Raw genomic sequence first — 13273 nt, 5'->3', positions numbered from 1 at the left:
TTACCGGCGTTCGTCAGACCCTGAGGTAGCGGCGGAGCGTGATGAACGACGCCAGCACACAGATCAGGACGCCGATGGCCATCGTCCAGGTGATCGACGTCGCCACGTCGTCCCAGCCGAGCGTCTTGTTCGCGAGGTAGCCCGCCAGGCCGTCGAACAGGAAGACCTTCGACATGATCAGCATGACGGCGGCCACCACGCCGCCGATCAGGCCGGCGATCACGCCCTCCATCACGAACGGGAGCTGGATGTAGATGTTGGAGGCGCCCACCAGGCGCATGATGCCGGTCTCGCGGCGCCGGTTGAAGGCCGACAGGCGCACCGTGTTGCCGATGAGCAGCGCGGCGGCGACGACCAGCGTGCCCGCCACGATGAGCGCGGCCGACCGGAGCTTGTCCAGCATGTCGAAGAGCGAGCCGACGATCTCGCGCTGGTCCTTCACCGACGCCACGCCCGGCATCGCCCGTGCCGCGTCCACGATCGGCTGGTAGTTGCTGTCGGGATCGGCCAGCTTGAGCCGGAAGGACGTCGGCATGTCCTCGACCTTGGCGGTCTGCGACATCACGTCGTCCTCGGCCAGGGTCGCCTTGAAGTTCTTGAAGGCGGTCTCCTGGTCCTCGTAGATGACGTCCGCGACCCCGGAGATGCCCTTGAGCTTGGCTTCGAGGGCCTTCAGCTGCGGGTCGCTGACGCCCTTGCCGCCGCACTTCGGGATGGCGGTGGACTTGTGGCACAGGAAGACCGAGACCTCGACCCTGTCGTACCAGAAGTCCTTCATCATGGAGACCTGGGCGTTGATCAGCAGGCCGACGCCCAGCATCGCCATGCCGACGGCCACGGTGAGGATCACCGCGAGCGTCATGGTCAGATTGCGGCGGAGGCCGATCCAGACCTCGGAGAAGATGAAATTGGCCCGCATGGTTTGCCTGCTGCTCCCTGTCAGTACGCCTGGCCGTACACGCCACGCGACTGGTCGCGGACGATCTTGCCGTCCTCCAGCTCCACGACACGTTTGCGCATGGAGTCGACGATGGCCGCGTCGTGCGTGGCCATGACGACGGTAGTGCCGGTCCTGTTGATCCGGTCGAGCACCTTCATGATGCCGATGCTCGTCGCGGGGTCGATGTTGCCCGTGGGCTCGTCGGCCAGCAGGATCATAGGCCGGTTGACGAAGGCGCGGGCCATGGCGACGCGCTGTTGCTCGCCGCCGGACAGCTCGTCGGGCATGCGGTGCGCCTTGCCCTCCAGGCCGACCAGCTCGATCACCTCGGGCACCACCTTGCGGATGAAGCGCCGGGGCTTGCCGATGACCTCCAGGGCGAACGCCACGTTCTCGTAGACGTTCTTGTTCGGCAGGAGCCGGAAGTCCTGGAACACGCAGCCGATGCGGCGGCGCAGGTGCGGCACCTTGAAGTTGGACAGGCGGGCCAGATCCTTGCCGGCGACGTGGATCGCGCCGGAGTTGGGCCGCTCCTCCTTGAGGATCAGCCGCAGGAACGTGGACTTGCCGGAACCCGACGGGCCGACGAGGAACACGAACTCGCCCTTGTCCACGTCCACCGAGACGTGGTCGAGCGCGGGCCGGTTCTGGTTCGCGTAGACCTTGGTGACATTATCGAAATGGATCACGAGAGCATCACGGCATGCCAGTCTAGGGGTCAGGACGGATGCGAGGGTGGCACATGCCCACTTCCCGCCACTCACCTATCGGGGACGCCTTGGCTTTACCGAGGATCGACGTTCCGATGGGCCAGAGGACAGTCTAGGGGGAAGACTGGCATGGAACGTCCATAACGGAAACAAAACGATTGTGCGGCTACACTTGGGGCTGACATGAGTTGCCAACACCTCGTCTGCGCGCAGTGCGCACACCCCGTCATCGAGGGCCGCTGCGCCCTCTGCCGCGCCAATCGGGAGCGGATGCACAACCACGGCTTCGCCGGGCTGCCACCCGCTCTCATCGTCCTGCTGCTGGTCGTCCTGCTCTTCGTGACCCTGGCGGTCAAGCACCTAGGCGGTCTCTGACTCCTGCCGGCGCATCCAGCGGATCTCGGCCTCGATGAAGCCGTCGAGGTCGCCGTCGAGCACGGCCGTCGGGTTGCCCGCCTCCGTGCCCGTGCGCAGGTCCTTGACGATCTGGTAGGGGTGCAGCACGTAGTTGCGGATCTGCGTGCCCCATGACGTGGTCGTGGCGCCGCGCAGCTCCGACATCTTCTCCGCCTCCTCCTGGCGTTTGCGCTCCAGCAGCTTGGCCTGGAGCACGGCCATGGCGGTCGCGCGGTTCTGCAGCTGGGAGCGCTCGTTCTGGCAGGAGACCACGATGTTGGTCGGCAGGTGGGTGATGCGCACGGCCGAGTCGGTGGTGTTGACGCCCTGCCCGCCGGGGCCGGAGGAACGGTAGACGTCGACGCGGATCTCGTCCTCGTTGATGTCGATGTGGTCGGTCTGCTCGACGACGGGCACGACGTCGACGCCGGCGAAGGAGGTCTGCCGGCGGCCCTGGTTGTCGAACGGGCTGATGCGCACCAGGCGGTGGGTGCCGTGCTCGCCGCGCAGCGTCCCGTAGGCGTAGGGGGCCTTGACCGTGAACGTGGCCGACTTGATGCCGGCCTCCTCGGCGTAGGAGGTCTCGTAGACCTCGGTCGGGTAGCCCTTGCGCTCCGCCCAGCGGAGGTACATCCGCAGCAGCATCTCGGCCCAGTCGGCGGCGTCGACGCCACCGGCCTGGGAGTTGATCGTCAGCAGCGCCTCGCGCGCGTCGTACTCGCCCGACAGCAGCGTGCGGACCTCCAGCGCGCCGATGTCGGACCGCAGCGACGACAGCTCCTTGTCGGCCTCGGCCTTCGTGTCGTCGTCGCCCTCCTCGACCGCCAGCTCGTAGAGGACCGACAGGTCGTCGAGCCGGCGGACCAGGCCCTCGACCCGGTTGAGCTCGCCCTGCAGGTGGGAGAGCTTGCTGGTGACCTTCTGGGCCTGGTCGGGGTCGTCCCACAGGTCCGGGGCGGCAACCTGCTGCTCCAGATCCTCGATCTGCTTGCGCATAGCGTCGAGGTCGAGCACGTCCTGGATGCTCCGGAGCGTGCCCGCGAGCTCGTTGATCTCTTCTGCGGGATCGATGACTGCCACGTCTCCCAAGAGTACGCGACCCTCGCGCGCCCGAATAACATGGCGAGGTGCGCGCATCTGGTCGGCTCAAGGCTCTGGCGCTCGCCGTCACCCTGCTGACCGGGACGGCCGGGCTCGCCGCCTGCTCGGGTTCCGCGGCGCCGGTGCCCAGCCGGGCCGCCGCCGGGAGTTCCACGCCCACGCCCACGCCGGCGCCGCCCGCTGTCACCCTGGACGACGCCGCCGAGGCGTTCGCCGAGTTCATCGCCACCGACGACCTGCTGCGCGCGGGCGGCGACCTGCGGCTGTCGCTGCAGATCACCCGCGACTCCGAGTCGCTGCTCACCACGGCCGCCTTCGCCTCCACCGGCAACCGCCCGCCCCGCTACACGTGGGGGCGGCCCACCTTCTACGTGCCGCGCTTCCCGGCCGGGGAGCGGGCTCCGTGGTTCAGCGTGCTCGTCACCCGTGACGACGCGCTGACGCTCCTGACGTTCGCCAAGGCCGCCGACTGGCGGCTCGGCTCGGCGACGCGGCTGCTGGAGGGGCAGCGGGCGCCGGAGATCGCGCTCGACGCCGACGGCTACGCGACGGCCCTGGGCGCCCAGGACGAGAGCGTCACCATCAGCCCCCACTACATGGGCCCGCTGCACGCCACCGTGGCGGAGGCGGGCGCGAGCGGCGTGACGGCCGGGCTCATCGCGCCCGGCCCGCACACGACGGACATCGCCCGGGAGATCTCCGTGGAGCGCGACGAGGCCAAGCTCGCCGGCTTCAGCTACGACTCGATCTTCAGCGGCAACGACCACCCCGTCTACGCGCTGCGCACCTCCGACGGCGGGGCGCTGATCCAGTACTCCCTGACGCGGACCACGACCACCACGACGCGCACGGCGGAGAAGGACTTCATCCCGGTGCCCGAGCCGGCCCGCTGGGCCATCGGGGAGCCGGTGCTGCGCCGCACGCTCCGGCTCTCCGAGACCCACCAGTATGCGACGGCGGTCCCCCCGTCCTCGGCCCCGGCCGCCGCCCGCGTCGTCGCCCACGACGGCGCCCTCACCCGCGCCTCCGGCGAGTAGGGCCGCCCGCCCCGCCGCCGCGCGGAGGGGACCCGGCGCCGCCGTGCCGGTCGGCTCCTCACCCGTGGCGGGGTCGCCGACCGGCTCCACCGTGCCGGTCAGTCCTCCACTCGGGGCAGGTTGCTGGTCGAGACCAGGGTCCTGACGGCGCGCAGGGCGACCGACAGGGTGGCGAGGTCGAAGTTGTCGCTCTCCCAGATCTCCGACAGCGTCTGCCGGGCCCGGCCGACCGCGGCCGAGTTGGCCTCGCTCCAGCGGGCCAGGCGGTCCTCCGGCGACAGGCCGGGGGTGCTGCCGGTCAAGACCTCGCGGGTGAGCGAGGCGTGCGCCGCGTACAGGTCGTCGCGCAGCGCCGAGCGGGCCATGGCGTTCCAGCGGTTGTCGCGCGGCAGGGCGATGACGCGCTCGCGCAGGCGGGCCAGCTGGAGACGGTCGGCCAGGTCGAAGTAGACCTCCGCCACCTCGTTGACCGGCCGTCCCGTCACCGAGGCGATCTCCACCAGGTCGAACGTGGAGTAGGCGGGCACCATGGCCGCCACCCGCTCGGCCAGTTCCACGGGCACGCCCCGGGCGACGAAGGAGTCGCGCCGGTCCTCGAAGGCCACCAGGTCGGGGCCGGTGAGCAGCTTCGGCAGGTGCGTGAGCAGGCCGTTCACGCCCTTGAGGAAGAAGCCGGCCGAGCCCTCCAGGTCGAGCGGCGGGCGGCGGTTGGTGAGCAGCCAGCGGGTGCCCCGCTCGGCGAGCTTGCGCGCCTCCAGCAGCATGGCGATCTGGGTGGCGGTGTCGACGACGTTGTCCAGCGCCTCCACCTGGCGGAAGAAGCTGGGCAGGTCGAAGACCTCCCGGGTGACGAGGTAGGCGCGCACGATGTCGGGCGTCGAGGCGCCGGTCTCCTCGGCGAAGCGGTACATGAACGTGGTGCCCATGGAGTTGACCAGCTCGTTCACCACGCAGGTGGTGATGATCTCGCGGCGCAGCGGGTGGGCGTCCATGTAGGAGCGGAAGCGTTCACGCAACGCCGACGGGAAGTACGACACCAGCCAGGAGGCGAGGTAGGGGTCGTCGGGCAGGTCGGAGCCGAGCAGCTCGGCGTCGGCCACGAGCTTGGTGTAGGCCAGCAGCACGGAGAACTCCGGCGCCGTCAGCCCGAGGCGGGCCTGGCGGCGCTCGGCCAGCGTCTTGTCGGACGGCAGGAACTCCAGCTCGCGGTTGACCAGCCCGTCGCGTTCGAGCCGCCGCAGGTAGCGGGCGTGGATGTGGAGCATTTCCACGGCCTGCGACCGGGCCGCGGCGAGCACCACGTTCTGGGCGTAGTTGTCGCGCAGCACGAGATCGGCGACCTCGTCGGTCATCGAGGTGAACACCTGGTTGCGCTGCTTGTCGGTCAGTTCGCCGTCGCGGACGACCTGGTCGAGCAGGATCTTGATGTTCACCTCGTGGTCGGAGGTGTCGACGCCCGCGGAGTTGTCGATGAAGTCGGTGTTGACCAGCCCGCCGTTGAGCGCGAACTCGATGCGGGCGAGCTGGGTGAAGCCGAGGTTGCCGCCCTCGCCGACGACCTTGCAGCGCAGCTCGCCGGCGTCGATCCGGAGCGGGTCGTTGGCCTTGTCGCCGGCGTCGGCGTTGGACTCGGCGCCCGACTTGACGTAGGTGCCGATGCCGCCGTTCCACAACAGGTCCACGGGCGCGCGCAGGATGGCGCTGATCAGGTCGTTGGGCGCCATGGACGACACGCCGGCCGGCAGGTCGAGCGCCTCGCGCATCTGCGGCGTGATCTGGACCGACTTGGCGGTGCGCGGGAAGACGCCGCCGCCCTCGGAGATCAGACCGGCGTCGTAGTCGGCCCACGAGCTGCGCGGCAGCTCGAACAGCCGCTGCCGCTCGGCGTAGGAGGCGGCGGCGTCGGGATCGGGGTCGACGAAGATGTGGCGGTGGTCGAAGGCGGCGACCAGCCGGATGTGCCGGGACAGCAGCATGCCGTTGCCGAACACGTCGCCCGACATGTCTCCGATGCCGACCACGGTGAAGTCGGTGCTCTGGACGTCCACGCCCATCGTGCGGAAGTGGTACTTGACCGACTCCCAGGCGCCGCGGGCGGTGATGCCCATGGCCTTGTGGTCGTAGCCGATGGAGCCGCCGGAGGCGAAGGCGTCGCCGAGCCAGAAGCCGTACTCCTTGGCCACGCCGTTGGCGATGTCGGAGAACGTCGCCGTGCCCTTGTCGGCGGCGACCACCAGGTAGGGGTCGTCGCCGTCGTGGCGGACCACGTCGGGCGGCGGCACGACCTTGCCGTCGACGAGGTTGTCGGTGACGTCGAGGAGTCCGGAGATGAACATCCGGTAGCAGGCCACGCCCTCCGCGAGCACGTCCTCGCGGGTGCCGGTCTTCGGCGGCCGCTTCACCACGAATCCGCCCTTGGAGCCGGTCGGCACGATGACGGTGTTCTTCACCATCTGCGCCTTGACCAGGCCGAGGATCTCCGTGCGGAAGTCCTCCATCCGGTCGGACCAGCGCAGCCCGCCCCGCGCGACCTTCCCGAAGCGCAGGTGCACGCCCTCCACCCGCGGCGAGTAGACGAAGATCTCGTACTTCGGCCGCGGCAGCGGCAGGACGCTGATCGCCTGTGGGTCGAACTTGAGCGAGATGTACGGCTTGCGCCGGTCACCGTCGCGCTGGAAGTAGTTGGTGCGCAGCGTCGCCTGGATCATCTCCAGGTAGGCCCGCAGGATGCGGTCCTCGTCGAGCGAGGCCACGTCGTCAAGCGCGCCGAGGATCTCCTCGCCGAGGGCGTCGGCCAGGTCGGCGCGCACGTCCTCGTCGCGCCGCGGGTCGAGCCTGGCCTCGAACAGCCGCACCAGCAGCCGCGCGAGCCGCACGTTGTGGTTCAGCACCCGCTCCATGTAGCGCTGGGAGTAGGTGCTGCCCGCCTGGCGCAGGTACTTGGCGTAGACCCGCAGGATCTCGGCCTGCTCGTACGTCAGGCCGGCGCGCAGGATGAGCGCGTTGAAGTTGTCGGCCTCGACCTCGCCCTTCCACAGCGCGACCAGGCCGTCCTGGAAGAGCCGCTTGAAGTCGTTGCGGTCCACCTCCTCCGAGGGGGTGAACCGGAGCCCGAAGTCGTAGATCCAGGCGTTCCTCGTGCCCGGGTCGTTGTCGACGTCGATCTCGTACGGGCGTTCGTCCACCACCTCGACGCCGAGCCGCTGGATCAGCGGCAGCACCTTGGACAGCGAGATGGGCGAGCCGACCTTGTAGATCTTCAGCCGCCGCTCGCCCTCGGTGGCGTCGTACGGCTCGTACAGGTTGATGTCGACCTGGTCGTCGTCGGCGGCGAGCAGCTGCTCCAGGCGGCGCAGGTCGACGACGGCCATCTTGGGCGGGAAGTCGGCCTTGTACCCCTCGGGGAAGGCTGACTGGTAGCGCCTGATGAGCCGGGGCGCCTCCTCCTCGGAGCTCATCTCGACCAGTGCCGTGGCCAGGTCGTCCTGCCAGGAGCGGGTGATCGCGGCCAGCCGCGCCTCCAGCTCCTCCACGTCCACCCGCGGCGCCGGCAGCAGCTTGCCCCGCCCGCCGCGGACGACCACGTGCAGCCGCGCCAGCGCGGACTCGCCGATCATCGCGCTGTAGTCGAGTGTGCTGCCGCCCAGCGCCTTGAGCAGCACCTCCTGCATCTTCAGCCGGACCTGCGTGGTGTAGCGGTCGCGCGGCAGGTAGATGAGGCAGGAGATGTAGCGGCCGTAGTCGTCGGGGCGCAGGAAGAGCTTGACCTGCTTGCGCTCGCGCAGCCGCAGCACGCCGAGCGCGATCGGCAGGAGCTGCTCGACCGAGGTCTGGAACAGCTCGTCGCGCGGGAAGGTCTCCAGGATCTCCATCAGATCCTTGCCGTCGTGGCTGTCGGCCTCCAGCCCGGCGCGCTCCAGCACCTCGGTGAGCTTGCGCCGCAGCACCGGGATCCGCGAGATCGACTCGTTGTAGGCCATGTGCGTGAACAGGCCGAGGAAGCGGCGCTCGCCGATGACCTCGCCCTCGGGCGAGAAGAGCTTGACCCCGATGTAGTCGAGGTAGGCCGCCCGGTGCACGGTCGCCCGCGAGTTGGCCTTGGTGATGATCAGCAGCCGCTTCTCCCTGGCCTTGGCGCGCACCTCGGGCGGCAGCACGGAGAAGCTCGTCGAGCCGATCTTGTCGTCGCGCAGGATGCCGAAGGCGGTGCCCGGCAGCGCCCGCAGCGCGTCGCCCTCGCCGGTGCTCTCCAGGCGGTACTCGCGGTAGCCGAGGAAGGTGAAGTGCCCGTCGGCGAGCCAGCGCAGCAGCTGGAGGCTGTCCTCGACCTCGGCGAGTTCCAGGGGCGGCGGGTTGTCCGACAGGTCGTCGGCCGTCTGCACGGCCAGCGCCCGCATCTTGGCGAAGTCCTCCACCGCGTGGCGCACGTCGCCCAGCACCCGCTGCAGGTCGGCTTCGAGGTCCTTGAGCACCGCCGGGTCGGCCTGCTTGTCGATCTCGATGTGCATCCACGACTCGACCGCCGTCTGGCCCGTGACGTCGTCCTGGCCGCGGCCGAGCATCCGGCCCGTGACGTCGCGCCGGACCCGCATCTGCGGGTGCACCACCAGGTGGACGCCGACGTCGTGCCGGTCGAGCTCCATCGTCACCGAGTCGACCAGGAACGGCATGTCGTCGGTGACCACCTCCACCACCGAGCGCCCCGGGTCCCAGCCGTTCTCGTCGACGGTCGGGGTGAAGGCCCGGACCACCGCCCGGCCCTGGGGGCGCACCTCGGCGAGCTGCTTGTGGGACATCGCGGGGCCGTAGACGTCGACCAGGTTGCGGTCGAGCAGGTCTTCGGGAGCGACGTGCCGGTAGTACACGCGCAGCAGGGCCAGGGCCTCCTCGGGGCTCACATGGTCACTGCCCGCCGCGCATCGCTGCGCCGCTCGTTGGAGCAATTCGTCCTTGGCCTCGTCAAGCGGCATGTCGCTCTCACTCCTTTGTGAGGGTTTGCCATACAAATTCATAGCCAGGCCCTAAGTTCCCACAGCAGCGGGAAATAGTGCAGGCGCGTCCTACCGCGCAGGTAGGGGGCGCCCGTCGAGCCGCCTGTGCCCGACTTGGTGCCGATCTGCCGTTCGACCATCTGCACGTGCCGGGTCCGCCACTGCGCGGCGGTCTCGTCGTGCGTGAGCAGATCCTCGGCCAGTTGCCACAGGTCGTCGTACGACCGGCGGTCCCTCGCCACGGCCAGCAGCGAGCCCATGATCTCGTCGTCCGAGACCGGCAGGCCACGCTGGGAGAGGGCGGTGAGATAAGCATCCCACAACGTGGGCTCGGCCAGCCTGCGGCGCAGTCTGGCGAGTCCGGCCTCGTCGGCGTCCCTGAGCCGTGCCAGGTAGCCGGTGTCCTTCAGCCCCGACAGGAACTCCAGCTCGCGGAACTGCACGGACTGGAAGCCGCTGGCCGGGGACAGGTGGGCGCGGAAGGCGAGGAAGTCCTGGGGCGTCATCGTCTCCAGGACCTCGACCTGCTGGACCAGCACCCGCTCCACCGCGTGCACCCGCCTGAACTGGTGCCTGGCCTGCCACAGCTCGCCGCCGGACATCGCGTCGCGAGCCTTCTCCAGCTCGTGCAGCAGCAGCTTGAACCACAGCTCGTAGACCTGGTGGATCGTGATGAACAGCAGCTCGTCGGGCGCCTCGGACTGGGGCCGTTGCTGGGCGAGCAGCTCGGGCAGGCGGAGGTAGGCCCCGTAGGAGAGCCTGCCGCCCTCCTCGCCGAACCGCCTGTCCGGGGGGACGACCGCATCGGCGTTGTGCCCCACCGAACACACCTCCCCGATCGCGTCCGGGCGTCACTGACCGGACGTTCGCCTTGCCGTACCGATATCACCCGAAAAGGGCGAGTACGTCAACGCGACATCGAACGTGGGGGATCGTCTTCCGAGGCGGACGGGAGATGCTTCAGCTCGTCGAGCTGACCGGGAACCTCGGCGAACTCCTTGAGCTCGCGCCTGCACGACTCACAGCCGTCGAGGTGGCGCTCGAACGCCTCGATGTCCTCCTCGTCGAGGACGCCCAGGGCGTAGGCGGCCACCTCCTCGTGCATTACCCGGCTACCCCCTTGTCCCGCAGATGTTCGCGGAGAGCCCGGATGCCGTAGTAGAGCCGGGACTTCACCGTGCCCGGCGGAATCCCCAGGATTTCCGCCGCCTCGCTTATCGTACGGTCCCTGAGGTACGTCTGCTCAATGACTTCGCGGTGTTCTTCGGACAGGCTGCGGAGCGCCTCGGCCACCACGATCGCCGATAGCGCCCGTTCCGACCCGTCGGGGACGGCCAGCATGTCAACTTCGGGGGGTTCGACCTCGTGGGGCCGGACGCTTCTGCGCCGGCGCCCGTCGATGACGATGCGGCGGGCCACGGTCAGCAGCCACGCCCAGATGAGGCTCGGTTCCCATTGCAGTCTTGCCGAGTTACGCCAGGCTCGGACGATCGTCTCCTGCACGACGTCCTCAGCCCATTGGAGGTCGTTACCTGTCGACTTGCGTATGTGGCGCAGCAGAGGGCCGCCGAACTCCTGGTAGAGGACCGCGATGCGGTGCTCCGCCTCGGCATCCGCACTCTCGAACCTGCCGTCGAGGTGACTTAGCACGGGGCACATCTTTACACCTTCGTTATGCGGGCGGTAGCCACTCCGATAACTCCAGTCATTTGTAACTATTCACCGGTATGGCTGAACCGGCCCGCTGATGCCCGCGTACCTCCCACCATGCACAGGCTTTTACGCGGTGAGGTCCTCATGTTCGGCGGCTTCGCCGTGGCCGCGGTGGTGACGATCCTCCTGGTCATGCCACCCGCGACCGCGCCCGTGTCCGCCGAGTGGTCGGTGCTGCCCTCCGGTCCTCTGGGGCCGGCGGATCGTGACCTGCTGGCCAAGGTCCGGCAGGCAGGACTCTGGGAGATACCCATGGGCCGGCTGGCGCAGGAGCGCGCCGACTCCCAGCGGGTCAAGGAAGTCGGGATGCACCTGGTGGAAGACCACACCAAGCTCGACCTGGTCACCCGCCAGTACGCGGCCCGGCTCGGCGTCCCGCTGCCCGACGTCCCCAGTCCGGACCAGCAGAGCTGGATGGCCCAGTTGGGCGCGCAGAGCGGCTCCGCGTTCGACAAGGACTTCGCGCAGCTGCTGCGCGCGGCCCACGGCAAGGTCTTCTCCGTCGTGGCAGGCGTGCGGGCAGGCACCCGCAACAGCGAGATCAGAAGGTTCAGCCAGCACACGCTGAACGTGGTCATGAAGCACATGACGCTGCTCGAGTCCACCGGGCTGGTCGCCTACGACCAACTGCCCGAACCTGCGCTGCCCGCGGCCAGTCCACCCGCCCCCGCAGTGGTCGACCCAAGGAGACAACAATGAGTAGTTCCAGACGCCTGGCCGCGGCCGTGTCGGCCCTGGCCGTGGTGGCGGGCGGGCTGGTGTCCGCCGCCGTCATCAGCGCCGGTCCGGTGCTCGCGGATCACTGCGAGCCGGGCGAGAACCCGGGGCAGTCGCAGTCCCAGCGCCGGCGCGGCCAGGACCAGGACCCGAACCAGGACCAGGACCGAAGCCGCGACGAGGACCAGGGACAGGACCCCGGCGGACAGGACCCCGGCGGCCAGGACCAGGGGCGGAACCCCGACGGACAGAACCCCGGCGACCAGAACGGCCAGGACGGCCAGGACGGCCAGGACGGCCAGGACGTGGGGAACGGCCAGGACGGCATCGGCCGGCAGCAGGACGGCGACCAGCCCGTCTCGGGCGGCGGCGCCCTCGCCCGGTCGCTCGACCCGGTCGAGATCCCCGCCGACCGGATCGAGGACCCCGGCGGCCAGGACCAGGGCGACCCGAACCAGGACCCGAACCCGAACCGGAACCCGGACCAGGACCGGAACCGCGACCCCGAGCAGGGTCAGGATCCGGGCCAGGACCAGGACCCGGGCCAGGACCAGGACGCGCGGGACCCGGGCGCCCAGGACCAGGAGCAGGGGCAGCAGTTCCGCCGCCGGCCCACCCAGCGCCCCACCTCCAGCCCGTCGCCGTCCCCCACCGGTGGCGGCGGCGACGGCGACTGCGCCGACCTCGGCCCGTTCGTGACCGACTTCGTCGACATCCGCCAGGTCCAGCCGACCTCCATCGACCCGCCCGGCGGCCGCCGTGGCTCGCGCGGTTCGTTCGTCTCCCGCTGCGGCACGAACCAGAACGGGCACAACAACCCGGACAACTTCATCGTCGCCCCCGGGGTGTCCAACGGCGCCCACCACCTGCACGACTACGTCGGCAACCTGTCGACGGACGCCTTCTCCACCGACCAGAGCCTCGCGGCGGCGGGCACCACCTGCCGGCTGGGCGACAGGTCGACCTACTTCTGGCCGGTGCTGCGTGACCGCCGGGTGGACGACAACATCGAGGACCCGGACGGCAACGTCGGCCGCGTGCTGCGGCCCCGCCAGGTGATCCTGCAGTTCCGGGGCAACTCGGCCGCCCGCGTCAGCCCGATGCCGAGGTTCCTGCGGCTGATCACGGGTGACGCCAAGGCCGCCACGAACGGCGGGGCCAACGCCCGCGCCGCCTGGACGTGCAGCGGCTTCAACAACCGGATCACCACCAAATATCCGCTTTGCCCGCGCGGCAGTCAGGTGATGCGTATTCTGGATTTCCCAAGCTGCTGGGACGGTCAGAACACCGACAGCGCCAACCACCGCTCGCACGTGGTCTTCCCCGACCAGAGCGGCGCCTGTCCTCAGGGGACCAGGCCCGTCCCGCAGCTGCGGATGACCCTCACGTACTCCGTTCCGCAGGGCCCGTCGTACGCCTTGGACGCGTTCCCGGAACAGCTGCACAACCCGATCACCGATCACGCGGACTTCGCCAACGTCATGCCCGACCGGCTGATGCGCTTCGTGGTCGACTGCATCAACCGGGGCCGCCGCTGCTGACCTGACCCCGCCCCACCCGGCCGCCCGCCCCGGCCCCCCCGCCCCCCCCGCCCCTGCTCCCGCCTCCCCCGGCGGGAGCAGGGGCGGGATCGGGCGGGTGACCCGGTCGGGCGGCGCCGTCAGGCTT

At 69.6% G+C, this 13273-nt stretch carries 11 protein-coding genes; 4 read left to right on the top strand and 7 right to left on the bottom strand.

Annotation, left to right across the window (positions count from 1 at the left end; all coding sequences use genetic code 11):
- Positions 1-13: 13 nt before the first annotated feature.
- Positions 14-919, bottom strand: coding sequence for a permease-like cell division protein FtsX (ftsX, locus tag CXR44_RS06180; protein ID WP_101783894.1), 906 nt, complete (start codon positions 917-919; stop codon positions 14-16).
- 20 nt (positions 920-939) lie between these two features.
- Positions 940-1629, bottom strand: coding sequence for a cell division ATP-binding protein FtsE (ftsE, locus tag CXR44_RS06175; RefSeq protein WP_091079803.1), 690 nt, complete (start codon positions 1627-1629; stop codon positions 940-942).
- Between the two features lie 204 nt (positions 1630-1833).
- On the opposite strand from ftsE, the gene CXR44_RS06170 reads away from it, so the two are divergent.
- Complete coding sequence (locus CXR44_RS06170; protein WP_101783893.1) at positions 1834-2025, top strand: hypothetical protein; 192 nt, start codon at positions 1834-1836, stop codon at positions 2023-2025.
- On the opposite strand, the gene prfB is transcribed toward CXR44_RS06170, so the two are convergent.
- Positions 2011-3126, bottom strand: a complete 1116-nt coding sequence (gene prfB / locus CXR44_RS06165) for a peptide chain release factor 2 (protein WP_101783892.1) — start codon at positions 3124-3126, stop codon at positions 2011-2013. The genes CXR44_RS06170 and prfB overlap by 15 nt on opposite strands.
- A 47-nt stretch (positions 3127-3173) precedes the next feature.
- Here prfB and CXR44_RS06160 point away from each other — a divergent pair, with 47 nt between their 5' ends.
- On the top strand, positions 3174-4184 hold the full coding sequence (locus CXR44_RS06160; protein WP_101783891.1) for a DUF8094 domain-containing protein: 1011 nt from the start codon (positions 3174-3176) through the stop codon (positions 4182-4184).
- A 98-nt stretch (positions 4185-4282) separates the two neighbouring features.
- On the opposite strand, the gene CXR44_RS06155 is transcribed toward CXR44_RS06160, so the two are convergent.
- From CXR44_RS06155 to CXR44_RS06140, 4 genes are all read right to left on the bottom strand, one after another.
- Positions 4283-9154, bottom strand: a complete 4872-nt coding sequence (locus tag CXR44_RS06155) for an NAD-glutamate dehydrogenase (RefSeq protein WP_101783890.1) — start codon at positions 9152-9154, stop codon at positions 4283-4285.
- A gap of 38 nt (positions 9155-9192) precedes the next feature.
- A complete protein-coding gene (locus CXR44_RS06150; RefSeq protein WP_101783889.1) occupies positions 9193-9996 on the bottom strand; it encodes a tryptophan 2,3-dioxygenase in 804 nt (267 codons plus the stop codon).
- An 86-nt stretch (positions 9997-10082) separates the two neighbouring features.
- Positions 10083-10280, bottom strand: coding sequence for an anti-sigma factor family protein (locus CXR44_RS06145; protein ID WP_101783888.1), 198 nt, complete (start codon positions 10278-10280; stop codon positions 10083-10085).
- On the bottom strand, positions 10280-10834 hold the full coding sequence (locus tag CXR44_RS06140) for a sigma-70 family RNA polymerase sigma factor (protein ID WP_245898883.1): 555 nt from the start codon (positions 10832-10834) through the stop codon (positions 10280-10282). Before CXR44_RS06140 ends, CXR44_RS06145 begins: the two co-directional genes overlap by 1 nt.
- Positions 10835-10942: 108 nt before the next feature.
- On the opposite strand from CXR44_RS06140, the gene CXR44_RS06135 reads away from it, so the two are divergent.
- Positions 10943-11587, top strand: coding sequence for a DUF4142 domain-containing protein (locus CXR44_RS06135; protein WP_180903198.1), 645 nt, complete (start codon positions 10943-10945; stop codon positions 11585-11587).
- On the top strand, positions 11584-13146 hold the full coding sequence (locus CXR44_RS06130) for a DUF1996 domain-containing protein (RefSeq protein ID WP_101783886.1): 1563 nt from the start codon (positions 11584-11586) through the stop codon (positions 13144-13146). Before CXR44_RS06135 ends, CXR44_RS06130 begins: the two co-directional genes overlap by 4 nt.
- Positions 13147-13273: the final 127 nt, after the last annotated feature.

The organism is Nonomuraea indica (assembly GCF_002850745.1).
Classification (GTDB): domain Bacteria; phylum Actinomycetota; class Actinomycetes; order Streptosporangiales; family Streptosporangiaceae; genus Nonomuraea; species Nonomuraea indica.
This window is presented reverse-complemented; position numbering and strand designations above follow the sequence as displayed.

What these genes read in the sequence shown, in the direction of transcription:
- ftsX (WP_101783894.1), bottom strand. Translation starts at nt 919, where the DNA reads ATGCGGGCCAATTTCATCTTCTCCGAGGTCTGGATCGGCCTCCGCCGC.
- CXR44_RS06170 (WP_101783893.1), top strand. Translation starts at nt 1,834, where the DNA reads ATGAGTTGCCAACACCTCGTCTGCGCGCAGTGCGCACACCCCGTCATC.
- CXR44_RS06155 (WP_101783890.1), bottom strand. Translation starts at nt 9,154, where the DNA reads ATGCCGCTTGACGAGGCCAAGGACGAATTGCTCCAACGAGCGGCGCAG.
- CXR44_RS06145 (WP_101783888.1), bottom strand. Translation starts at nt 10,280, where the DNA reads ATGCACGAGGAGGTGGCCGCCTACGCCCTGGGCGTCCTCGACGAGGAG.
- CXR44_RS06140 (WP_245898883.1), bottom strand. Translation starts at nt 10,834, where the DNA reads ATGTGCCCCGTGCTAAGTCACCTCGACGGCAGGTTCGAGAGTGCGGAT.
- CXR44_RS06135 (WP_180903198.1), top strand. Translation starts at nt 10,943, where the DNA reads ATGCACAGGCTTTTACGCGGTGAGGTCCTCATGTTCGGCGGCTTCGCC.
- CXR44_RS06130 (WP_101783886.1), top strand. Translation starts at nt 11,584, where the DNA reads ATGAGTAGTTCCAGACGCCTGGCCGCGGCCGTGTCGGCCCTGGCCGTG.